The sequence below is a fragment of the Paenibacillus sp. HB172176 genome (assembly GCF_011947265.1).
In the GTDB taxonomy this organism is placed as follows: Bacteria; Bacillota; Bacilli; order Paenibacillales; family Paenibacillaceae; genus Pristimantibacillus.
Genome location: NZ_JAATHD010000004.1, coordinates 230,163 through 254,701, shown reverse-complemented (window position 1 = coordinate 254,701; position 24,539 = coordinate 230,163). Strand labels below are relative to the sequence as shown.

13 protein-coding genes and 1 pseudogene are annotated in these 24,539 nt (G+C 53.8%); 2 read left to right on the top strand and 12 right to left on the bottom strand.

Annotation, left to right across the window (positions count from 1 at the left end; genetic code table 11):
• Nucleotides 1–66: 66 nt before the first annotated feature.
• The 7 genes and pseudogenes from HFP08_RS08260 to HFP08_RS08230 form a co-directional block, all read right to left on the bottom strand.
• The gene (locus HFP08_RS08260; protein ID WP_168120113.1) at nucleotides 67–2,319 is read right to left on the bottom strand and encodes a helix-turn-helix domain-containing protein; all 2,253 of its coding nucleotides are present in this window, start codon (nucleotides 2,317–2,319) and stop codon (nucleotides 67–69) included.
• A 517-nt stretch (nucleotides 2,320–2,836) separates the two neighbouring features.
• On the bottom strand, nucleotides 2,837–3,250 hold the full coding sequence (locus HFP08_RS29585) for an S-layer homology domain-containing protein (RefSeq protein ID WP_346768726.1): 414 nt from the start codon (nucleotides 3,248–3,250) through the stop codon (nucleotides 2,837–2,839).
• Between the two features lie 36 nt (nucleotides 3,251–3,286).
• Nucleotides 3,287–8,512 (bottom strand): annotated as a pseudogene (locus HFP08_RS29210) (polysaccharide lyase family 8 super-sandwich domain-containing protein); the annotation flags it as partial.
• A gap of 1,289 nt (nucleotides 8,513–9,801) precedes the next feature.
• Nucleotides 9,802–11,754: a glycoside hydrolase family 66 protein gene (locus HFP08_RS08245; RefSeq protein WP_168120110.1), complete on the bottom strand. Its 1,953-nt coding sequence runs from the start codon at nucleotides 11,752–11,754 to the stop codon at nucleotides 9,802–9,804.
• Nucleotides 11,751–12,575: a carbohydrate ABC transporter permease gene (locus tag HFP08_RS08240; protein ID WP_168120109.1), complete on the bottom strand. Its 825-nt coding sequence runs from the start codon at nucleotides 12,573–12,575 to the stop codon at nucleotides 11,751–11,753. Before HFP08_RS08240 ends, HFP08_RS08245 begins: the two co-directional genes overlap by 4 nt.
• 11 nt (nucleotides 12,576–12,586) lie before the next feature.
• Nucleotides 12,587–13,471, bottom strand: a complete 885-nt coding sequence (locus HFP08_RS08235; RefSeq protein ID WP_168120108.1) for a carbohydrate ABC transporter permease — start codon at nucleotides 13,469–13,471, stop codon at nucleotides 12,587–12,589.
• A 497-nt stretch (nucleotides 13,472–13,968) separates the two neighbouring features.
• Nucleotides 13,969–15,336 carry an ABC transporter substrate-binding protein gene (locus tag HFP08_RS08230; protein WP_168120107.1) on the bottom strand — a complete coding sequence of 456 codons (1,368 nt, stop codon included), beginning with the start codon at nucleotides 15,334–15,336 and terminating at the stop codon, nucleotides 13,969–13,971.
• A 287-nt stretch (nucleotides 15,337–15,623) separates the two neighbouring features.
• Between HFP08_RS08230 and HFP08_RS08225 the strand changes: the two genes are divergently transcribed.
• Nucleotides 15,624–17,489 (top strand): hypothetical protein, encoded by a 1,866-nt coding sequence (locus tag HFP08_RS08225; protein ID WP_168120106.1) that lies wholly within the window; start codon nucleotides 15,624–15,626, stop codon nucleotides 17,487–17,489.
• 13 nt (nucleotides 17,490–17,502) lie between these two features.
• Entirely contained in the window at nucleotides 17,503–18,570 is a 1,068-nt protein-coding gene (locus HFP08_RS08220; protein ID WP_168120105.1) for a glycoside hydrolase family 88/105 protein, read from the top strand.
• 35 nt (nucleotides 18,571–18,605) lie between these two features.
• Here HFP08_RS08220 and HFP08_RS08215 read toward each other — a convergent pair whose 3' ends face one another.
• The 5 genes from HFP08_RS08215 to HFP08_RS08195 are packed head-to-tail and all read right to left on the bottom strand — an operon-like array spanning nucleotide 18,606 to nucleotide 24,475.
• Nucleotides 18,606–20,192, bottom strand: a complete 1,587-nt coding sequence (locus HFP08_RS08215) for an arylsulfatase (RefSeq protein ID WP_168120104.1) — start codon at nucleotides 20,190–20,192, stop codon at nucleotides 18,606–18,608.
• A 17-nt stretch (nucleotides 20,193–20,209) separates the two neighbouring features.
• Nucleotides 20,210–21,466: an alpha-L-fucosidase gene (locus tag HFP08_RS08210; RefSeq protein WP_168120255.1), complete on the bottom strand. Its 1,257-nt coding sequence runs from the start codon at nucleotides 21,464–21,466 to the stop codon at nucleotides 20,210–20,212.
• A 35-nt stretch (nucleotides 21,467–21,501) separates the two neighbouring features.
• On the bottom strand, nucleotides 21,502–22,659 hold the full coding sequence (locus HFP08_RS08205) for an SGNH/GDSL hydrolase family protein (protein WP_168120103.1): 1,158 nt from the start codon (nucleotides 22,657–22,659) through the stop codon (nucleotides 21,502–21,504).
• A gap of 56 nt (nucleotides 22,660–22,715) precedes the next feature.
• Nucleotides 22,716–23,537: a carbohydrate ABC transporter permease gene (locus HFP08_RS08200; protein WP_168120102.1), complete on the bottom strand. Its 822-nt coding sequence runs from the start codon at nucleotides 23,535–23,537 to the stop codon at nucleotides 22,716–22,718.
• Between the two features lie 8 nt (nucleotides 23,538–23,545).
• Nucleotides 23,546–24,475 carry a carbohydrate ABC transporter permease gene (locus HFP08_RS08195; protein WP_168120101.1) on the bottom strand — a complete coding sequence of 310 codons (930 nt, stop codon included), beginning with the start codon at nucleotides 24,473–24,475 and terminating at the stop codon, nucleotides 23,546–23,548.
• Nucleotides 24,476–24,539 lie beyond the last annotated feature (64 nt).

Here is a 24,539-nt window from a genome sequence, read left to right as displayed (position 1 = left end):
ATAAGGGAAGCGCTATAGCAGCGAGTTTGTCTGTACGAAATATGCGCATCATGCAACATATGCGAATCAGCCCATTTGATGCGATTTGCGGTATTGACCCGGAGTAACGCCTTCAATTCCCTTAAATTTCCTGATGAAGCTTGATACATCCAGATAACCGGCGTCAGCAATGATTGTCTTGATAGGCGTATCCGTCTCCTTCAATTGCTTCTTGATGTACTTTAGCCGCAAATTTCCGATATAGTCGGTGAAGGATTCGCCTGTCTGCTCTTTGATAAGCCGACTAAGATTGGAAGCCGACAAGTCGAAATGCTCGGCGATTCGGTCCAAGCTGATGTCGATAGAAGTGTACTGCTCGTGAATGAACGAAATGATGCCGTGCTTCAGGGATGCGCTTTGCTCTTCTTTCATGCGCGCTGCCTGATCGCATATTTGATCGACCAATCCGCGAAGCTCGTCATGCAGCTCTTGCAGCGAGTTGAAATGCACCAGCTTCTTCAAATCCATCACGTTGTCCGTGAGGTTGAGCTCATTAATCATCTTAAATACCGTGTTAATGACATCCATGCAGGTCAGCTTGATGAGAAGAAGAGACTGTACTTTCTCGTCAATGCTTCTCAGAATCGAGCTTAAAGTCTCCTGAGCCACCTCGCGGTCGCCTTGCCTCAGGCTCTGGGCGAGCTTGACTTGTTCCTGAATCGGATACCATAGATTGTTCTCTTCCCCTTCGGCGATTTCGTCAAAGAAGATCCAATTCCTGCTCTTGCCGGCCAAGCGGTAGCCGGCCGCTGCCGAGGCTTCGATGAAGGATTGGTTCATATCCGTCATATGTTCGTAGGCGCGGCCGATCCCGATCATGAAGGAAGCGCTCAACTCTTGCTTTAGCCTGTTCCGCACTTCGATCGCCGCAGCCTCCTGCTGCCGCTTTTCGCTCCCGCCGGTTGCCTTCGCCGATGCAATAAGAGCGATCGCGCGCTCTTCAATCAACTCGATGCCATATCCATGTCCGTCCGGCCATTGGAAGTCGGACACCAGGTTCAGCACATCGCTTTTTTTTCGGGGGGAGGCCTTTTCGTCCGTTCCTGCACCGAAGGTAATATACATGACGAAGCAGAAGCCCTCCGAGATTTGCATCTGCTGCGATTGAATAAACATATCGGCTTCATTGTGGTTCTTAAGACTGCCCCTCAGCAATCGATGCAGGAATTGTTCGATGAGAAGAGGACGATGCGTATCGATCTGCTTGACCAAGCCTTGATGCTCCCTCACGACATCGTCGATCGTATCCCTGATGCGCTCCAACTCGTTGCTTGGCTTGCCTCTCTGCGCGGTATGCGACCATACCCGTCTCACATGTTCCGTCAATTCCCGAATCGGTCGGTACTGATACCTGGATATATAGAGGATGACGGACAAGCCGACAACAAGTACGACGACGAAGCAGATGCCCATGATCCATTTCACATGGGACACTTCGCCCAGGAACTGGTCTGTCGGAATCAAGGTCACGAAGGTCCAGTGGCTTGCGTCCGACGTAACCTTCATCAACGAATAGTTATCGCCGTTAATCTTAAAGTATTGAACCTGCTTGGCTCCCCCGTCATCCCCTAGCCGGCTCCGAACCTCGTCAATCAGAATGCCGGCTTCCTTGTTTTTCGACACCAAGACATGGTTATCCGAGTCGAAGATATACACATTTCCTTTCAGGTTGCCCAAAATATCATCGATCAAGTTATTCAGCATCGACTCCTTGATAACATACATCACCGCTCCGTTCGTATACGAAACAGCGGGGGGAATCGGATACAAGTAGGTCAGCAACCTGGCTTCGGCATTCCCGACAACGACATTCTCATAGGACTTGATCACGGGACTCTCCACCGTGTCGAGCATCTGGAGAAATTGCCGTTCGTCCGCCCCGTCGAATTTATAGAAATACTTGGACAAAGTCGTCAGTTCATTCGAGCCTTCGGAAGAATAAATGTAGTTATCGCCGCGGAAATACAAATAGATTTCATCGATAATAATGCTGTTATCTTTATACTCGCCCAGTTTTCTCACGGCTTCTCTCGTGTGGAAGCCATCACTCTTGATCATGTAGGGGGATAGATCGGGATCAGCCGATATGCGCGCGGAGATATTCTTAAGCTCGCTCATGCGCATATCCGTCATGTTGCGGACTTGATTCAGACTTTGAATGCCGGTGTCTTCAATGACGTTCATCAAGCTGCTCAGAGCATACTGATACAATAGGACCCCGAACAAGAGAACAGGCAGCGCAAACACCAATAAATTGGAAAAAAGATATTTGTACCACATGCGAAGTCCTCCTCCAAGTCATTGGGTGAATACATTATTCAATTTGTTTGATATATTAATCATTCAAACATTTGGAAGCGCAATCATGTTTGTTTCACTCAAAATAATCTTCTTTCGTTCCATTATATATGCATTTCTCTAAAATTGTATAGCTTTGAGTCTATCAAATTATTGCAACAAGCTGCGAATACAATGGGCGGCCATACGCCCATCTCCTTGTCTTTCACTTCGGCATGATAGGCGCTAAAACAGATACATCATAATCCACGGAACAAGCTGGGGGCATGGACGTAATGAGCAAGAATGGCTTTCCCCACGGATATCACTGGCTCCAGGGCCGCCTCTTCCTTAAGCGATCTAGCAACCTCGTAGAACAGTTCCAGAAATTCATCCTTCATTGCGGGCTTGAGCAAATGAACCGAAAGGAGCCGAAACGGAAAGGAGAGCATGTGAAGGATCACATGCTCTTCCCTATTGTGTATTCCTGCATCAACGCAGCAATAAAAGGTACCCTTGATTATAAGAAGCCCAGCACCTCCAGCAAGCGGGTCACAGCAACCGCAGCTTGCGCCCTCGTCATTTCGCCTTGCGGATCAAATCCTCCGTCAGACATGCCGTTCAAAATACCGAGCGCTGCCAATTCAGACGCTTGCTGCTTCGCCCATGGCGAGATGCTCTCCCCATCGACGAATTCTGTCGCTCGACTTGCTTCCACGCCAGCCTCGGACGCATCAAAGCCTGCGAAAGCAAGCGCTCTTGCCAGCATTACGCTCATCTCTTCACGGCTAACCGTCTGATTCGGACGGATACTGCCGTCGACATAGCCGAATACGAGCTCTGCTTCGCGTGCCGCATCCAGCCAGCCCGCATACCAAGCTTCGGGAGCGGCGTCCATAAAGCCGGCTCCCTCGCCCGCCTTCCTCAAGCCCATTGCGCGCGCAAGAAGGCTGATCCACTCAGCGCGGGTCATTGGTTCTTCCGGGGCGAAGCGATTAGCCGATTGACCCAAAAGCAGCTTTTTCGAAGCCAGCCGTTCTACAGGGGCTTGAGCCCAATGCTGCCTGACATCCGGGAAACTCTCGTCACTCTCATTCTCCACAATGGCAAGCATATCCGTATAAGGACTAGTAATAATGGCAGTCTTCCTGCCGTTCTTCTCTTCAAACCGGGCTGGAACAAAGCTGAACTCTCCCGTAGAAGGCTCGTACATCATTACGGCAGCTCTGGAGATATCCACGCTCTCGTCGAGCTCAATCGAATAAATGACATAGGATGGATCGAACCTCTCAATCCCAAGAGCTTCCGTGCCGTTGCCAACCGTTACAGTAACGCTAATGACGTCTGATGACAACAGATAACCTGCCTGTACAAGTCGATCGGCGAACTTCTCGCTCCCTTGCCCTCTCTCTCGTTGAAGCACGACGTCAACCGTCAACTCAGACAGCTCGTAAGACAACAGTTCAGCCAATCTCTTCAGGTCCGACGCATGGATGGGAACAGTTGCGGAGAACCCTTCCGCTCCTACCGTCCAGTGCGTTCCCGTGCCATCCTGGGCTTCGTTAGAAGCAAGCTCGGACGCGCTGCGAGATGCGCCGTCAATTGTTTCGTAGTCCGGCGCTGCGCTGCTCGTCGTGGTTGGCGTGGGTGACGGCGTTGACGCAGACTCTGGTTCTACAGTTGGCGTCGGCCCCGACGTTGCTGTCGATGTTGGCACTGCCGTTGACGTCGGTGTCGATGTCGGCGCTGCCGTTGGTGTCGGTGTCGGTGTCGGCTCTGATGTTGCTGTCTGTGTCGGCGTTGGCGTCGGTGTCGGTGTCGGAGTTCCCCCCGGCTCCTCCGACGCTTCAGGCTCGGGTGACTCGCCGCCGTCTCCCTCCCAGGCCGGAACGTCTCCCGACAGGGAATACACGATGACATCGTCAACGAACAGCTTCGCATCGGCAGCCCCGTAGCCGGATCCGAACAGAATCGTATCAATGCTCTCCGCTTCCCCGAAGAACGGCAAGCCCTCCTCTGCCAGCTCTCCGTCAAAATACAAATCGAAGATTTGATTCGGAATATCGACGTCAACCTTGACGGTATGCCATTGCTTAAGCTTCGTCCGGGCAGCGTCGATGATTGTGCTGCTTGACGCGCCGAGGCCGTAATAGCGCAAATAGTTGTTGGAGCTTGAGGTTAATCGGACAGCCCTCGTCCCGTCCGACAGCAGCTGGAACTCCGGATATTTGCCTCCGGCAAGCTCCTTGTACGACCATTCCGCGATTAACCTTCCCGTTTGCGGAGTGAATGATCGGGATATCGAAGCCCTGAAGCCGGTATCATTGTCATCAAGCAGAACGCTGCTATTGCGCTCCGCTTCCTCGTAAACCACGGATACGGGAGCCGTCTCTCCGCGTTCAACGACAGTCCAATCGCCGGGCCAGTCGGCTCCGTCTCCATAAGATTCGAAGCCGTCCGCAGCGAGCCGTTCGGCTCCGGTGACGTATACGGTGACATCATCCACATAGACGACGCCTTCGTTCTCCTCTCCCGTGCGGAAGACGATGCCGTCAAGCGCCTCGGTCGGCTCAAGGAAGCTGAACACTCCCGGCACCTGACTGCCATCGACGAACAGCATCCATTCCTGCTCCTCGGTCTGAAGACGCAGCTCGATCCGGTGCCAGCGAGCAGTCTCCGCATCGGTCACAGCGACTGGATCTCCCCCGGAATCGATCCGGTACAGGACGCCATCGCTCGCAACCAGCTCGGCGGCAAGCTTGCCGCCTCCCGTGACGCGGAAGTTCAGTCCGCTATTGCCGTTTGGATCGGCGAATTGCCAGAGGAGCGACAAATACCCTTCTTGCTCATCGAAAGAAGCCGATGCGGACACCGAGCCGTCTGCATTCCGATCCGACAATCTCAGTGCGTAATCATCGTCTCCGTTCCTCGCCTCCACCGTCCCGAAGGTGTAGCCGCTCTCCGTTAACTGGAAGCCTGTTGGATGATTGCCCGGCTCCTCGCGATTGAAGTTTTCGTGCAGAAGAGCAATCGGCAGCTCCTCCGCTTCATCCTCCTTGTCCGCTGCGATGGACGGAAGCTCTGCCTCCCCGTCGCTTCGTTCCTTGTCCGGATCCATATCGAATACCGCATGGAAGGACTTGCTGAGCGAGCCTTCCACGCTGACCGTCAATTTGATCGTCGGATGCAATTGCGTAACGTACACGCCTTCGTCAGCCTCCAGAACTCCTGCGGCCGAACGATCTAGCTCAAGCTCGATGACACCCGTATTCGAGAACGTTGGGTCGGACACCGCCAGCTCCAGCGTGTCATCCTCATTATCTTTTACCATGACGGATGCTTGTCTGCTCGCTGTTACGCCTGCCGCTGAAGCGCCCCCGTTCGTCCAGAAATTCAGGCCAATCTCGCCGCTCGCCAAATCTTGCACCGCCTGAACCTCAGGCGTATTCGCCAGAATCTCCACTGATGGCGTCTCCGCGAATGCCGCCGTCTCCTCCGGTGTTCGATTCGGGAGCAGCACGTAGCTGTACGTCGCTTCATTCGGATTCATGCCATGATCGAACCATAGAGACATATAATTGCGGGTTCGCGTATCAATCGACGAGCCGTCATTCTGATTCACGTCGTGCCAGGAGCCGCTGTTAGCCATTCGGGATGCCTGAATTGTCGCCGATTCCGGAAAATAATAACCAATATCCGATCCAGGCTCATTCCCCTCCAGGTTCATCCAGCTGACATCGCTTAACGTATCGGACCATCCAAGCGCAGCCGACGCCTTCACGCCGTCCACGATCAGATCATTCGATCCATTCTCGTTAATTTTCCGTTACTCCACAATCGTCTCGATCGTTCTGTCGTCATTGCTGGTTATGCCCGAGCCAAGCGCCACAATAACATCCCCGAACATGAACCATGACTTATTGGCGACGAGAGAAGTGCCGGTCTGCTGCAGATTCATTCCCGATACACCATTCGTACCGAGCGTCGTTCCTCCGGCCCACTTGTTGTCCGGAGTTGTCTCGCCATCGCCGTACTGATACTGGTCGCTAGCTCTCGTCCGGGTATCCACCGTCGTTCCCGGAAGCTTGTACATATTGACCGTTGCCCAAAAATCTTCCGTATACTGCTTCCTGTCTCCATTGTACAAGTAGGTCATGCCGTCTCCCGTATACCAGCCTTTGCCGTTCTCCCCATTGGTCAGCTCGTAGGTGGAGATTCGCTCCGAGCTCTTGCTGATTCCGAAGGCAAAGTCGTCTCCGATATGAACCGTGCGGTTCATCGCGCCGAATTCCTTGTGAAACGCTTCGCTCTCCAAGGGAGAAATCGCTTCATCCTCCATGATCGTCTTAAGAGGAGCGATTAAGTCCAGACTTAATAATTCGTAGACGTCAAGCTCCGAATCCGCGGCCTGCACCCAGCTCTTGATCAATCCTTTCATCTGAACTGCCGTCTCCTCCGGAGCAGACATCGCCAGACGGAGCATGCCGGAGAGCATGCCGATCGCCGCGATATACCCGTTCTGCTCCTCCCGCGCAATCGCCCTGCCCCGCACCATGTCCATCATTTCCCCTTGGTAGACGAGCGGCGCGACCGATTCGAAGATCCAGCGATAGACATGAGCCGCATCAGGGTCGGTCACCTCCCATGGCGAACCGCCAAGCAGATACAGAAGCTGTCCTACTCCCCGCACCAGCACCTCGCCGTAGCTTCCTGTGTATGCGATTGACGAATGCTGGATAAAGGAGCCGTCCTCATAGAAGCCGTCGCCTTCAGAAACATAATCGAACAGCGGCTCAATCTGGACAAGCACGTCGTTCAGCCTTTCGGAATCTTTGGTCAGAATGCCCATAAGCGCTTCAATGGTCATAATATCAGAGCGATTGGCTCCTACCTGCGTGAAGGATTCGCTCCTGATATCGCCAATAAATTTATCCGCCGTTCGAACAAATCCCTCGATCTGATCGGATGACGCATCATCATACAGCATAACCAGAATGCTCATCAATCGAAGCGGAGCCCCGATATCGAAGTTCCACCAATTTCCGTACTCCTCGATTTGTTCATTGTAGGCATGCTCATAGATCCAGTCGAGCGCGGAGAGAATATCCTGTTCCAGGGTCACATTATGATACAGAACGCCGCCTTTCGTGGAATAAGCATACGCCATGTCCCGCAATCGAGTCAGATAGCTGTTAAAATAAGCCGAATCCGTCGTTGACGGCGTAATATCTTCCCATAGCGTCTCACGTTCTTCATCGAGAAGCATTGTTTCCCATCGGGAAAAAGCCAACTCGTTTATCCCGACGAGCTTCTCTGCTATCGCCGCGTCGCTGGCGTCGAGCTCGGGCCCGCCGTCAAGCGTCTCCTTCCATTTCAAGCGTAGCTGATCGAAGGCATCAAGCGACTCGGCCGGCTCCGTGACCTCCACCTCAATCATCGCGGAAGCCGGCTGCGCTTCATCCGCCGAAGCTACTGTGATGAGCGCAACGCCCGGCTCGCGCCCTTCGATTCTTCCATCGGAATCGACAATGGCAATCGATTCGTCGCCGCTCGTCCACCGGAATGAAGGATTGGTCGCATCGACGGGCAGAAACCGCGGCGTGACGCTGATTGTATCGCCCGCCTCAACCTTCGCCGTGGACGGAATCATAATCGTCTCGACGGGTGTGTTCCTTGGCACGACAGTCACGCTGCTTTGCGCCAAAGGTCCGTCCTGGCTCGTCGCCGTTATGAGTGCGCTCCCCTCCGCAATACCGCTCACGACACCACTGCTGTCAACCGTCGCGATCACCGGGTTATTGCTGGACCAGCTCAGTTCGGAGTTCGTTGCGCCTGATGGCGATACAAGAGCTGACAGCTCCGCCGATCGATCCTTCTCCACCTCCAGTGAGGACGGTGTCAGTTGCACGGACTCAACCGCCTGATAAGCCTCCACCGTCACTTCGGCCGAAGCCGAAATTGCCTCATTCTCCTTGCTTCTTGCCGTTATCGTCGCCGTACCGTTCGCGACGGCTGTAACGCTGCCGCGTTCGTCTACCGTCGCCACGTCAGGCTGATCCGATTCCCATATCAGATAGGGATTCGTACGATCCAAGGGAAGAAGCTCGGCTGAGAGCTCAAGCATATCCCCTGGCGCCATTTTCGCCACCGAGCGATTGAGCGTCAACGATTCAACGGGAATCCAGTCGCGCACCATAATATCGTCCATCGTCATCGTTCCGCTTGTATCCGCCGAGCCAATCTGCACGAAGCGGAAGGAACGGAGATTATCCCAGCCCCCCGACATCGCCAAGGTTGCCCGAAGCTCTCCATTCACGTAAGCCTGCAATTGCCTGCTGCCGAGATCCACGTACAATTGGATATGATACCAGACATCGCCCTCGTAGGTCCCGAGCTGATGCGAAGAATTGCCTCCGCCTTCCGAAGGATACAATAGCGTCATTTGCCCGTTCGCACCCATTGTCAAGCGGATTTCACCCAAGGTCGTCGTACTTGGCAAAGCCGTCACCGCAGCCGAAAACAGCCTTCTCTCCAACAGTGTGTTGTCAAAGCGAAAGCTGCCCTCCATGACGACAATCGCGTCCGTCGCTCCCGCGCCCGGTATCGTCATATTATTCTTCTGAATATTCGGATTGGCGGTGCTATGATCCGGCAACACTTGTGATACGATGCTCATACTTCTTCCCTCGCGATCCGGGAAGGATTCGCCAATGCCGTAGACCGAATTCGCCACCGTGCCGAAAAAGCTCCAGGATCCCCCTCCATCCGCCGTGCTGGTTGGATTAGATAATGAAGCTTCCACCGGATATTCGTCGAAATTCAAGTGAAGATATTTGCCAGATGCGGCATAGGCTTGGTTCCCGTCGCTTCCTCCCGCCGGAGCGAGCAGCGATATTAACAAAGCGATTACCAGCAATGAAGCGGTTTTTCTGCGAAACATAACAGGCCCCCCTTAAGAGTCGACAGAATCATTTCCTTAAGAAGGTACCATAGGTCCTCGAAACAGTAAGGTGAAAAAAACATTCCCCTCCCTTGCATGCCTGGCAAAACAGCAAATTCAGAATCCGCTTATGCCCCCTGAAAATAAGCAGACTTGGCCGCTGGGTTATGTAAACTCGGCTGCTGCGTGACGTCAAATATTAATTCAGCAGCAAAAGAGCCCGCTTCAGCGTCAATAAGACACTAGGACGGACTCCTTAGCTCATGCTAAACCCTATTATGTCAGCTCAGGGGATCTTCGATTCGGACAAGCAGGAACTATCCGCTAATTGGCGGACAGAGCGCAAAATGTGATTGGTTATACTGGAAAAAATCCAGTATATGTTGTCGCTACATCCCCTATTGGTTTCATAAACTGGAAATGATCCAGTATAAATCGAGCAGCATCGAGGTATTCGCTTCATTTCACGAAATATGCAGGAGAAATTCCAGTATATACGCTCGTCAGCTGCCAATTAGCTCCCCCTCATAAGCAACCATCACCAATTATATCTCCCTCTTCATCCGCACCATCAACACATCCCAATACATCAGCGGAGGCAGCTCGATGATCGCCGTCTTGCCGCGCGGCGTGTATTCGACTTCGTAAGGCAGCTCAATGGCCCGACCGACCTCCGCTCCCATACTCGCCGACACAGCCGCTCTGCCGACTTCCGCTTCCTGACTCGCCGACACAACCGCTCCACCGACTTCCGCTCTCATACTCGACGATTCAACCGCCTCTCCGCCAAACGCATCCGGACTCGCCGACCCGGCCGCTCCGCCGCCAAACGCATCCGGGCTCGCCAGCAGCACCGACTCGATCTCGCCGTCGAATGCAATCCTCGCCAATCTGCCTTCGACTGGAGCAGCCGCCTCCTTCTCTTCATTCCAATAGTCATCAGACGCAGACATCAGGTTGACGAAGCTGATCAGCTTCCACTCTGCCGACTCGCGAATGATCGTCCACACCTTGCCCGCCTCGCCATAAGTACTGTAAGCGAAGCCTTCGAAGGCATATTCGAGATTGTCGCCTTCCGCATGCGTCATCGACACATCACGAAGTTCCGGCGCATGCAGCACATGTCCGTAACGCACGCCGAAGTCGGCATAATCGCGCACCGTGCGAAGGAATGTCTCGCGAAGCTTCGAATGATCGACATAATAGCCCTGCGTAAGCGCGCCGCCCTCCTCGCCATGCAGCAGATGGTACCCGCCATGCGCGGTCACGACGGCGTTCAGCAGGCGAAAGCCATGCTCCGCCCCCTCCGCGCCCAAGCTTCCTGGCTCGCGGAACGACTTCAGATAAGCCGCGAGGATGACCGGTTTTCCTCCGCTCGAATGACGCGCCCAGCCTATAATATCCCGCAGATGGGCATAGCGCTCGTACGGCTTCCACACCTCCACGTAGATGGCATCCTGACTCGCGCGAGCTACGGTATCCAGGGGCCAATTGCCCACGTTATTGAAGATGAGGCAGATATCCTCTTTCACCGTCGTCAGCTCTTCCCGGGTCGCCTCGATCAGCGGAGCGAATTGCTCCTCCAGCCGCTCCAGCCGTTCCTTGCCGCCCAGTCTCGACCATCCTGTTTTCGGAAACCCGTACGTATCCATATGAATGCCGTCGAAGTCCAGCTTCTCCACCGTCCGCCGGTATTCCGCAACGATGTGCTCGGACCAGGGGCTGTCCGGCGCAATGTTCATAATGTTGAATATCCCGATAAAATCAAACGGGTCCCCCGCGCTCGTATACAGCCGCCAGTCGGGATGAAGCTCGGCAAAGCCTCTGCTCGCCGCATAAACGGCGCCATAGGCAATCGCCTTCATGCCATGCTCGTGGCAAAGCGCGATCTTCTCCGATACAACCCGACGACTGACCTCGCGTCCCATCAAATCCGTATAGACTTCCTCGTCGCTGACGAGATCGTCGTGCTTATACATCCAATCATAGAACTGCACGAGATTCAGATGAAGCTTGTTCATCCACTCAATATCGGCTCTATCCCCCGCTTCCTCGCTGCCAAATTCGCTTAAGAAGCCGTATCTGGGAGAGACGCGCCAATCCTTCACGACATCGAACGCGGTGCCAGCCGAATCGATTACCTCGCCATTCTCGCAAAGCTGCGCCTGAGCGCCGTATCCGGTGAAATCCGTCTCGAACGGACCGACCTCCACTTCGATAAGCGCGGAATTGTTGGCAGGCAGTACGAACGTCTCCAGCCTCTGCCTCTCCGCCTCCCGATCCAGCTCCCATATCGTCACGGTAAGCGAGACCTTCCTCTTCGCAGAGCCGGGATTCGCAAGCTGAACGGCAAGCCGCACCCTCTCCCCGCTGCGGAATTGCGCCTTCAGGGGATACACGTCCATGAGCCTGACTGCATCTGCGCTCCCCTTCACCGCTTTGCCCATCCTTCCATCTTCGTGCGCTAGTCCATGTTCATTCCTGTTCAACTCTCTCATCCTTTCAACGCCCCTGCCGTAATGCCCTTGATAAAATACCGCTGAAACACCACAAACGCCAGCACCGCCGGAGCGAGTCCGATCAAGGCCGCAGCCGCCATCAAATTCCACTTCGCGCCGTACGTCTGGAAGAACATGCTCACCGCGAGCGGAATCGTCCGCATCTCCTGGCTCTGCAGGAAAAACACGGCTTGACCGTAATTGTTCCAGATGCCGAGCCCCGTCAGAATAATGACCGCCGAGGTGACCGGCCGCAGGAAGTGGAACGTCACCCTCCAGAAGGCGGTGAAGAAGGTGCAGCCGTCCATCACCGCCGACTCCTCGACCTCCTTCGGCAGCGTCCGGATGAAGCTCGTATAGAGGAACACCGACAGAGGCAGCGAATTGGTCGCCGTCAGCAGAATCATCGCCCAATGCGTGTTGATGCCGTCGATCGACTTCATGAGTGTATAGAGCGGCACCGTAATGATAATCGCCGGAATCATCAGACAGGCGAGCAGCGTATTGAAGATCGCCACATTGCCCTTGCTGCGAAACCTTGCGATCGAATAACCCGCCGAGCTCGAGACAAAGACGAGCAGCGCGACCGCGCTAAAGGTAATGATCACGGAATTGATCATCGCTCTGCCGAGCTTCGAGCCCTCCCACGCCTCGGAGAAATTGGTCCAGTGGAATTCGGGCAGCAGCAGTATGCCTCCGAACGGGCTGCTGGACGGCGAATTCGTCGCGAGATAGATCAGCACATAGAACGGAATAATGGAGATCAGCACCATGATCGCGGCTGCCAGGTATTTTGCGCTAGTCTTCAATCCTCTGGTCATAACAAATCCCCTCATAGCTCATACTCGGATTTTCGGGTGAAGCGCAGGAAGAGCGCCACCGGAATAAGAATCATGACGAACAAGATAAGCGCGACGGCCGTGGAATAACCCGTGAAGCTGCCGTACAGCATGCGCAAAATGTAAATGCTGAGAGATTCCGTCGCATAACCGGGTCCGCCGTCCGTGAGCGCCACGATGATCTCGAACACGGACAGGGAGCCGATAATATTCGTCACCACATTAATCTTGATCGACGGATAGAGCAGCGGCAGCGTAATATACCGCAAGGAAGCCCATCTGCCCGCGCCGTCGATTCTGCCCGCTTCGTAGAGATCCGCCGGAATGCCCTGCAGACCGGCGAGGTACACAATCATCGTCATGCCGACGTATTGCCAGACATTCACGACAATCAGCACCACGAGCGCTGACGAGCTCTCGCCCAGCCAGTTGCCGTCGAAGCGCTCCAGTCCGAGCTCCTGCAGCACATGCGCCCAGTAGCCCCGGCCCGGCTGCAGGATGAAGTACCAGATATACCCCATAATGAGCGGCGAGATGACGGCAGGAAGATAGACCGCGGCGCGGATGAATCCTCTGCCCGCCAGCTTCCGATCGAGGAACAACGCGTACAGCAGTCCGAACAAATTAAGCAGCGGGGCGCTTCCGAGCGCGAAGTAGACGGTAATCATCACATCGCTGCGCGCCCGGTCGTCATGGAAGAAATCCTTGAAATTTTGCAATCCCACGAAGCTCGCGTCGGTCATGCCGTTGGAATCCGTGAGCGAGATGCCGACGCCCTGCGTGAGTGGATAGAGAAAGAACAGGCCAAACAGCAGGATCGCAGGAACCGCCATGAAATGGTGAAGATTCGAATTGAGTTTATGGAGCCATACACGCATGGTTTCTCTCTCCTGCCTTCTTTATTTGAAGTCAAAGTGATTCCCTTCGCTCAGATTTCACGTGCGAGGAAGGGGGGGAAAGAACTCTAACGAATCCTGATAGCGTTATTAATCATTTTTCAATAGGATTAGAAATCTAACGAATATCTATCGTCTTATTTACCGCTATTTAGCGGCAAAACGCCTTTCTATACTGCAATAGCGTTATGAGTCTTCGTTAGATTATGGCAACGGGTGGTAGGATGAGATTAACGCTGTGAGTCTTCGTTAGGTTCTGCGTTAGGTTCTGCGTTAGGTTCTGCGTTAGGTTCTGCCCGGCTTCTTCTTGAGCTTACTTGAAAGCCACATTTATGATTATTTGAAGCGCAATGGCGTCGAAAGCAACTCGGGACAGAGTGTCAGTTAATTGATAGCCTCACTCACAGCATTAATCTCCTTAAACGATTCGTCATATGAACCAATGCTAGAATTCGTTAGATTTTCAGTCCTGCTCGCGCTCAACCATTCGTCGCGTTCCAAGCCTTATCCCACGCGTCCTTGTAGGCCTTCGCGAAATCCAGCGACGTCTTGTATTTGCCCGCTAACAGCTCCTGCACCATGCGTCCCGCGTCGTCGCCCGAGAAGCCGGAAGGCGTGTCGGTGAACGCGATGTTCACGCCCGCTTTGAGAGCTGCGGCGGCTTGATCCTTCAGCGGTCCCCAATCTGCGTCCACATCGGTGAAGGCCGGCGGCGATTTCAGGAACTCGCTGTACGCCTTCAGATTTTCCGGCTTGAACAGGAACTCCAGGAATTTCTTCGCTTCCTCGGGATGCTTCGATTCCGAGGTAATCGCATAGACCGAATCCTCGGCCGACAAGGTGACCGGCTGTGTGCCGTCGACGATAGCCGGGAATGGCGAGAAGCCGATATTGGAAGCAAAATCAGGGTTCAACGTCAGCAAATCGCCGAGCACCCACATGCCTTGGCTGAACAACGCCGTCTGACCATTCACGAACGATTCCTTCTGATTGTCGTAGGTCGCCGTCAGCGCATCCTTGTTAATGAGTCCCGCTTCCTTCAGCTCCAGCAATCTGCCTGCGAAAGCGTCGATGCCGCCGCCAGCCGCGTCGAACTGCAGCTTGTCGGATTCGTTGTTGATGAAGGCCGCGCGTGCATCCGCCACGCCGTATTTCTGTTTAATGACGCCATGCGCCATAAATTCGATAAGATGACCGAGCGTCCAGGAATCCTTGCCCGCGAGGAACATCGGCGTCATATCGGGCTTTTTATCCTTAATCGTCTGCAGATTCGACTTGAATTCCTCCCACGTATGAGCTTCCTTCAGACCGAGCTCCTCGAATACCTGCTTGTTGTAGAAGATGCCCGCCATCGTGACGTTCGTCGCCACGCGGAATTGCTTGCCGGTCTTGATATCCGTGTTCAGATCCTTGATCGCAGGCAGCACTCTCGACCAGAACGCTTCGTTCGACAGATCGAGATATTTGCCCTGATCTACATAATCCTGCGCATACACCGTCGTAATATCGGGCACGTCGCCGGAAGCGAACTTGACCTTGATCACGTTGCTCGCGTCCTTCTGATATTCCTGCTCCACCTTGATGTTCGGATTCTCGTCCTCGAACTTCGCGATCATGTCGTTAATGAGATCCACCGTCTCGACCTTCCCCGTAAAAAACTTCAGCGTCACCTTCTCCTGAGGCTTATCCGTCGGCTTCTCTGTAGCAGGCTGCGCTGTCCCCGTGTCGGACGTTGGCGCCGTCGTCGCCTCGTTGTTGTTATTGTTGCCGTTCGAGCCGCATGCCGCGCACAGCATGACAATCAGCATGACGCTTAGAAACCAGATGAATTTATTTCTTGGATTCACTGTATTTCCTCCCCTTAATCTGTTTTGCTTACCTTCCTAGCTTAAAGCCCATCGCCCTTTCGCGAAATACCCCATATTTATGATTGGGGTGCGGATTTTTCAGATTCACCGCCGCTTTCAATCACATGACAAACAGAATGCTGTGCCACCAAGCATCAGGCTGTGGCCTAAAAACAACTGAAAATGATGTCACTGCTGAAATGTGTTTATTGCGAATGTCCCTCCGCTGCACTAAGATAACTGGCATGACGAAAACAGTTGCAGTCAGAATAAAGGGGGAATCCTGCATGTCCAATAAGGTTATGGATATTCAATCATCCGTACAAGCCAGAAAACAAGCCTATCTGTCCTATAGCTCCGAGCTCAAGGCATGGCCAAAGCAGAGGCATTATATCACCAACTGTTTGGCGCGCCTCGCTGTCGGTCAATCCTTTAACGAAGATCAGTTTACGCGAGCGCTCAATTATTTTGTCTTTCAACGGGATTGCTGGGATTTCAACGCGCAGATTCTGCTGCGCATGCTCTATCTGTACGGGGACAGCCCGTTATGGAGTCAGGATTTGAAGGATCAGGTGCATGAGCAATTGCTGGTTCGCGATTATTGGTTCACGGATCACAGCTCCAGGCTGCTCGGGGTGGCGATCATCTGGACGGAGAATCATGTCATGCTTCATCATTCGGCGGAATATTTGGCTGCCCAGCTGTATCCGGATGATCACTTCACGACTCGCAATCTAAAGGGCTCCGAGGTCCTTCCCATCGTCAAAGCGCAAATCGAGCATTGGATCCATGTCAAGAAGAGCGTAGGCTTCTCCGAATGGGACTCCAACTGTTATATGGTCGAAAATATCATGTCGCTGCTGAATCTGTATGATTTCGCCAAGGATGAGGAGCTGCGCGCCAAGGCCAAGGAGCTGCTGGATCTGATCTGCTTCAGCATGGCGGTCAATTCGTATAAGGGCGTGTACGGCTGTACGCACGGACGTACCTATACCGGTCACATCCTGAACCCGGAACAAGAAGGAACAAGCGCGGCTCAGTATATTCTATGGGGGCTCGGGAATCTCAAATCCAGCGCGAATAATCTCGGGGCCACCACGTTGGCGCTAAGCACGTATGAACCCGAACCGTTCACCGTTGCGATTGCCAGGGACACCGAATCGGTATACGCAAGCAAAGAGCAAATGAGCTTCGACGTCGAAGACGGCCCTCTTCTTGGCAAGGGCTATCATGAATTCGACGATCTTACCCTGTATTGGCATAATATGGGCTATACCCACCGTCTTATTATTGATCGCGTCAAGGATATGAGCGATAAGTATGGAAACTTCGTCAATGATATCGCCTACAGCGAGTGGAAGTACTATCAGGATTGCCGGGCGCGCGGCGAATCTGGAGAAGCGATTCGAATGCCGAATTACATGGGCCGCATCAACAAGCTTACGTATAAGACGCCCGACTATATGCTAAGCTGCGCCCAGGACTTCCGAAGAGGCGAAAAGGGCTTTCAGCAGCATATCTGGCAAGCCTGCATGGACGACGGAATCGCGGTTTTCGTCACTCATCCCGGCAAAGAAGGCGTGGGAACCGGAAGACCGGATCTATGGTCCGGCAATGACATCATGCCCCGAGCCGTTCAATACAAGGATACGCTGATCGGTTTGTATCATGTTCCCGAAGATTCGGAATGTCTGTATACGCACGCGTATATGCCGAGAGAGAAATTCGACGAATGCTGCGAAATTCCCGCATCGGACGAGGCAGGGCGTTGGGTTTTTGCCAAGAAAAACGAGGGATATGTTGCGCTTTATTCTCAGCATGGCTTTACGTGGCAGAGCAGCGGGCCGTATGCCGATCAAGAATTGATCTGCACGGCGAGAAGCAATGTGTGGATCTGTCAAATGGGACGAGCGGCCGAGCATGGATCTTTCGCCGCGTTCATCGCGTCCGTTCTTGCTTCGGACATCGCTTGCTCCGAGCTTGCGGCAACCTGTCATCGTCCTGACGGCACCCGTCTCGAGCTAGGCTGGAGCGGCGAGTTCCTGGTCAATGGCAAGGCGGAGAAGATTAGAGAGTACAAACGCTTCGACAATCCCTATTGCCAATCCGAATGGCTGTCGGGCGAGCATGACTTCACGAACAAATACGAATAGAGGTGAGACGGCTATGACACAAACGATTTCTACGGATACGCTTGAGCGTTTGGCAAGTCGCGTATTCGACTATATGGTCGCGGACCACTCCGCCCTTACGGACGATAAGTCGGGGATGGATTGCCATGGCAGCGACTGGGGAATGGACATCAACAAGTGGGACTGGAATCCGGGCGTTGGCGTCATCGCGATTTCCCATTATTATGGAGCAAGCAAACAACCCGAGGCGATCGCGTTTCTAACGCGCTGGATCGAGGCGAACAGAGAGAAAGCCTTGAAATTTCAGCATGTGAATAATATGGCGCCCTTTACGATCTTCCCTGACATGTTCGCCAGAACGGGAGACGAATTCTATCGCGATACAGCCCTGGAATACGGGGAATGGATCATCGACGAGCTTGTGAAGACAAGCTCCGGCGCCTTCCAGCATGGCGGACAATGGCATGAGCAGGTTTGGGCGGATACCATTTTCATGGTAATCTTATTTTTTGCCAAGCTTGCCAAAATGACCGGAAATGAGAAATATGCGGATGTCGCCCTCGAGCAATTGCTGCTTCATCTAAGGCTGTTGGAGGATACGGAAACAGGCGTGCTGTTCCACGGCTACCATTGCGACGGCCATCATCTGTCCGCTGCGCGATGGACGCGGGGCAATTCATGGATTGTCGTCGGTACGCCATTGGTCTTGGCGGAAATCGAAGGCATGCGGGCGGTTCCGGAGGAGCTGATCTCGCGTTACCGCAAGCTGGTGGATGCCATTATGAAGCACCAAGCGGAGAACGGCTTATGGTCAACGATACTGGATCGCCCCTCCTACTATCAGGAAACCTCGGGCAGCGCGGGCATCGGCTGCGGTCTTGCATGCGCTGTTCGCATCGGTCTGCTCCCTGCTTCCTATAGGGAGGCCACGCGTCATGTGCTTCAAGGCGTGATCGGGAAAATCAAGGAAAACGGCGAGGTAACGGGCGTTTCCGGAGGAACGCCCATTATGCCGACGATTGAAGCGTACAATGACTTGAGCTGCTACCCCACATTGTACGGGCAGGGCTTGACGTTGATGTTGCTCTCGGAGTTTTTGTAAAAACAAGGAAGCGGCATGCGCCGCTTCCAAAGCATTTATTGATGCGATTGGCTTTTCTTCAGCTTCAAGATTTGCTCTCTGGGAATGACGCCGCATCTCAGAGCCCACTCGTCATACAGCATTGACAATTCTGCGACGAAGTCGGGGTGCTGCTCAGCCAGATCGTTCTGCTCCGTCCGATCCTCATTCATATCGTAGAGCTCCCATGGCTGAGCATGCTTCTTCACCAGCTTCCAGTTCAACATTCGAACCGCGGCGTTCCCTTCATGCTCCCAGTACAAGGGTCCTCTGGCAAGCACATCGCCGTCAAAGAGTGACGCGAAGCTTTCTCCCTCTGGTGAAACCAAGGCGTTGCCCCGGTAAGCGTCCGGATAGCTCGTCCCGCTAACCTCGAGCACGGTCGGCAGCACATCGGTAAGCTGCCACGGTGTGTGAACGATGTCGCCCTTGCTTCGTATTCGTTCGGGCCAATGAGCAATGAACGGCGTGGCTATGCCGCCTTCATGCACCCAATGCTTATAAAGTCGAAACGGCGTGTTGGACAGGTTGGCCCAAGCGACGCCATAGCTCTGATAGCTGCCCTCTGCGCCAGGCATGACTGTCGGATCGTTTCCGAACGCCACCTCCTTGCCGTTTCTTGTCCGGGTCGGAGCCACCCCCTTCTTCTCCGCGCCGATTCTGGCTTCAGGCTGAATAACCTCGGCGCAGCCCCCATTATCCGAGAGGAAGAAAAGCAGCGTATTGTCGAGCTGTCCGGTTCTCTCCAACGTATCAACAAGCCTTCCGATTCCTTGATCCATAGCGTCGATTTGCGCGGCATAAGCCTCCATACAACGAAGCAGATATTCCTTATGCTCGGCACGCTCCCAATCCGGAAGCGAGGAATCCCTCTCGCTCAAGGCCGTTTCTTCGCTTATGATTCCCAAGCTCTTCAACCTGGCGAGACGCCTTTCTCTTAATGCATCCCATCCTGCGTCGAAGCGTCCCTTATATTTGGATATATCTTCTTCCTTGGCATGCAACGGCCAATGCGGAGCCGTATAGGCAACATACATAAAAAAAGGCCGATCGGGATAGACCGCATTGTGATCTTCAACGAAGGAAGCAGCCTGGGCGCTGATCGCATCGGTATAATAATAATTTTCCGGAAGCTCTTCCCCGTCGATATGCTCATTATCCCGCATTAAGGTCATGGGACGGAAATAGCTTCCCGCTCCTGCCAATGTTCCGTAGAAGCGGTCAAAGCCTCTTTGCAAAGGCCAGGTATGATTTTCATTATGAATGTCATTGGCCAAATGCCACTTCCCGCTCATGTACGTCCGATAGCCGCCTTGCTGCAGCAGCTCCGCTATCGTCACGCATTGACGATTCAAATTTCCCGGATAACCGTCCGGGCCATCGTCATCCGTCAAAATACCGATTCCAGTCTGATGGGGATGAAGCCCCGTCAACAAGGACGCTCTCGAAGGGCTGCAGCGGGCTGTATTATAAAACTGTGAAAACCGGATACCGCCAGCCGCCAGCCGATCCAGGTGAGGCGTTTCCACCTCGCCGCCATAGCAGCCTATATCGGAGTATCCCATGTCGTCGTTCAGAATAATGATTACATTGGGTCGACTCATTGCGGACAAACTCTCCTTTATATGCGCGGATTCAGGTCATCCCTGGCTGTGCAATACGCCGAGAATAGACGAATATGCGGCTCGGCCTCCCGCTTCAGTATGCGAAGCCGAAGCGCCGAAGTCTCAACAGGCTCGAACCGATCGATTTTTTTGTGACCAACCGCGCTGCCTCGCAGCAGCTCCATCCAGCCTCCATCGGCCGTTTCCGCCTCCAGAGCATAGGAGCGAATGCGTTCGCCATAAGCAATATCCTCCATAAGAACAACATGATCCACCCGCGTTGCCCTGGCAAAGGTCATTGTCATCGCATCGCCCCCGCCGGCAATCGTCTCCAGAGGAGCCTCGAATCTGTTGCGGATATCATCCATCATTCGGATTGCCGCACCGGCATCCGCTTCCGGAATAAGTCCCCTTGCGTCTGGAGCCAGATTCAGCAACAGATTGCAGCCTCGACCGACGGAGCCGTAGTAAATCTCGATCAGTCGCTCATGCGACAGGAGCTTCTCCTCTTCATTCGGGCGCCAGAACCACGATTGCTCCCGTATTGGAACATCGCATTCTGCCGGCACCCACCTGGGCGTTTCGGGCAGCCAGGTCAGCATGTTTTTCGTAAACAGGCTGACACGCGCCGATTCCGCTGTATTCCAGCAAGGATATGGCGCAATGCCATCCTCATTGCCAACCCAGCGTATCGTCGGAATTCCCATATTAAAGCGCATAGCATCGGGCTGGTACCGCTCCACGAGCGACATCATCCGCTTCCAGTCATACGTCCTCCCTTCGGAGCCGGCTCCGTCGAACCAAACCTCCACAAGAGGACCATAGCCCGTCAACAGCTCCGTTAGCTGCTCCGCGTAGAAATGATCATACGCCTCTTGCTCCGAATAGCAGGGCTCATGACGATCCCAAGGGGAGAGATAAACGCCGAATCCGATGCCATATGCCTCGCAAGCGCGTGCCGTCTCACCCACCACATCGCCTTGCCCGCCGCGCCAGGGACTTGAACGAACGCTGTAATCGGTCGTCGCCGTTGGCCACAGACAGAAGCCGTCATGATGCTTGGCCGTTAAGATCAAATAGGAAAATCCGGCTCTCTTGGCTATCCTCGCCCATTGATCGGCATCGAATGCAGTCGGATTGAAGCAGCTCGCCGGCTCTGTTCCCTCGCCCCATTCCTTTCCAGTAAACGTATTCATTCCGAAATGGCAAAACATGCCCAGCTCCATATCCTGCCATCGCCTCTGACTTGCGCTGGGCAAGGCTAATTCCTTCATCGTCAAGCGAACTCCTCCTCTTCCTCTTTCCTGAATCACGGGTCTGTCAATATGCCGTTAATCATGATGGAGCGCACATGCAGCGACCTCCCGGATGTCGTCCGGGATTGCGCGTCAACCAGACGAAGCTCCATCGTATGGCGTCCGTTTGGCAGGCCGTCTGCCAGCAGCATCGCCTTCGGTCGATAATATCGCGCGCAATGCGCGTCATAGACCTGTACATAGTCAAAGCTGCTCCCATCAACGGAGACCTCGATATCGGTTGTGTCCAGCCCCGCCAACAGGACCAGCCCCGCCGCCGTGCCCTCAAAGGCAAACCGCATCCCCGAGCCGACGGAATCAAGCCGCAGCAGATTCGCCGGCGGCGTCCAATTGCATACCTGCTCCGGCGACCATCCTCTGACAGCGGTGGCTCCCCACCTATCGAAGGAGCTGTCTGCGTCTGCAAGCCTTGCCCATTCATAGCAATCCTGCTCCAGTCGCATCTTGGGCGCGGCCCGCCCTTCAGCGGGGGTTACGGGACGGACTAGAGCGGCTTCGAACACGTCGCCCAGCAATTGCGCGTACAGCTTGTAGCCGAAATCATTCGGATGCACATTGTCTTCACTCAAGTCCTCCCAGCGTAGCTGTCCGCTGGCAATCATGTGATACAGACTCGTTGCCAGATGAATGGAGGGAAGGCCGTAATAGTCGGCCACTTCCTCATGATGCCGCACATTCACCTGCGGTTCGCCGCATTGCGCGAATCTCTCGCTCCCCTGCTTATCGGGCAGGTAGAGAAAGCAAATATCCGCATCGGGATACATCCGTTGCACCTGCCTTACGATCCCTTCCATGGCCCGAATCGACCGAACTCGATTGCCGTTGTCATTCACCGCGAATTCCACAATGAGCAAATCAACCGCCCCGTCCTTCAGCAAATGATCGCCAATTCGAAAAGCCCCGTAAGTCGAATCTGTCCCGCCTATCGCCGCATGACGAAAGCTGAATCCCGCTTCGTCAAACCTTCGTCTGAACCATTCCGAAATCCTTGCGCGCCAGCTCGTCTTCTCCGCATCGGATGCGCCCGCTCCGGCCGTAACCGAGCCGCCTATAAAACCGATATGAACGTGTTCTCCGGCCTGAATGCGCTTGATTGTGTTCCCAAGCCCTCCCCTTTCGCGGAGCATCCTATTCGGACTTCGCTCATGCATGCCTGATTCCCCTCTTCCACAAAATGCTTTTCTTCCTTGCGGGATGCGCGTTGTTGTTAAATCTTGATCGCGCCTGAAGTTAATCCCTGAACAAACTGCTTCATTCCGAATATAAACAACAGCAGCAAGGGCAAGGTCGCGATGGTGTATCCGGCCATTAACGCGCCATAATCACCGGGAAAGCTGGAGGTCAGATAGGCCAGCCCGACCGTAATCGGTCGTTTGTCGGGAGATGTCAGCGTCACCAGCGGCCAAATATAGTTGTTCCATTCGCTGATAAAGACGTTAATCATCAACAGCGTAATCATAGGCTTAAGCAAAGGAACCGCGATGAGCACGAAGGTCTGGATTTCGTTTGCTCCATCTATTTTCGCGCATTCGAACAGCTCCTGAGGCTGCTGCTGCACGAAGGTTCGCACCACGAATACCCAAAACGGCAGCACGGCGGATGCTCCGAAGAGAATAACCGCCCAATACGTATCGAGAAGCCCCATCTTCCAGGCCAGCACGAAAGCGGGCACCAAATTCAGCACGCCGGGCAAAAACAGCTTCGCGAAGATGATCCAGAATATCGACTCCTTCCCGGGAAAACGCAGCCTGCCGAACGCATATCCGGCAAGCGAAGCGATAACGACGGCCAAGAGCGCAGTTCCGCAAGAGATGATCAAGCTGTTGCCAATCATCGGATGCACCAGCTTCCATGCCCGCGAATAATTTTCCAGGTGGAAGGGCGGCTCGATTTTGAAGAAGGCATAAATGATTTGACCAACATCCTTGAAGGACATCTGAAGCATAATAAGAAGCGGATAGAAGACAAACAGGCAAACCACAATCAGAAATGCATGCTTGCCCATTTCCGCGGCTTTGGGTTTATTCATCGGTATCATCACTCGCTTTTTATAAATTTCATGGTGGCAATCGTAATGAGCAGCGCAATGGCAAACAAGAGCAAGCCGACCGCCGAAGCGTAGCCGAATTCCGTTCGTCCCCCGAACGCCCGCTGATACATGTAAAGTCCCGGAACAAGCGTTGAATTGCCCGGACCGCCGTTTGTCAGAACCAGCTGCACTCCGTAGCCGGTAATCGTTCCCGAAATAACGCCAATCAAATTAAGCTTGAATTGACCCTTGATTAGCGGCAGCTCGAGCTTCAGCGCCTGCTTCACAGGGCCTACGCCGTCTACCTTGGCCGCATCCCAGATGGAGCCGTCAACGCTTTGCAGCCCTCCCAAATAAATCAAGGCGGCGATTGTATTAATCCACGGGAAGCCCATGAAAACGAGCGCCCACAGGGCCAGATTCGGATCTCCCAGCCATAGCTGCTGGAATTGACCCAGTCCTACAGCATCAAGCAGTTGATTGAAAAAACCGAATTGAGGATTATACATGAATTGCCACAGCAGCAAGGTGACAAGCATCGGGACAACCATGGGCAAGCAGAATAACAAACGATACAAATACTGAAAACGGCTGCTTTTCAGCCTGAACAGCACAATGCAGGAAGCAACGGTCGGCACCATCAGAATGATGTGGGCAACCAATAAAATCATCATGTTTTTAACGGATATCCAGAAAACAACGTCATGGAATATTTCTGCAAAATGATCAAAGCCGACAAACTTCTCAAGCTGAGCTCCATCCCAGCGGTAGAAGGCATGATACACGCCGCTCAGAATGGGATAATAGTCAAACAACAGGGTGAAAACCAGCGCGGGCAGCACGAACAAATAACCAATAAACCATAGCTTCCATGGATAGTCGGAATGCGAGCCGGACTTGCTTAGCCTTGCGCCTGCGATCTTCGCGGGACGGTTCATCCTCTCAATCTCCCTTCTGTATCCACACAGAAAAGGGCAACCTGTTGCCCGATGCCCCTTCTGC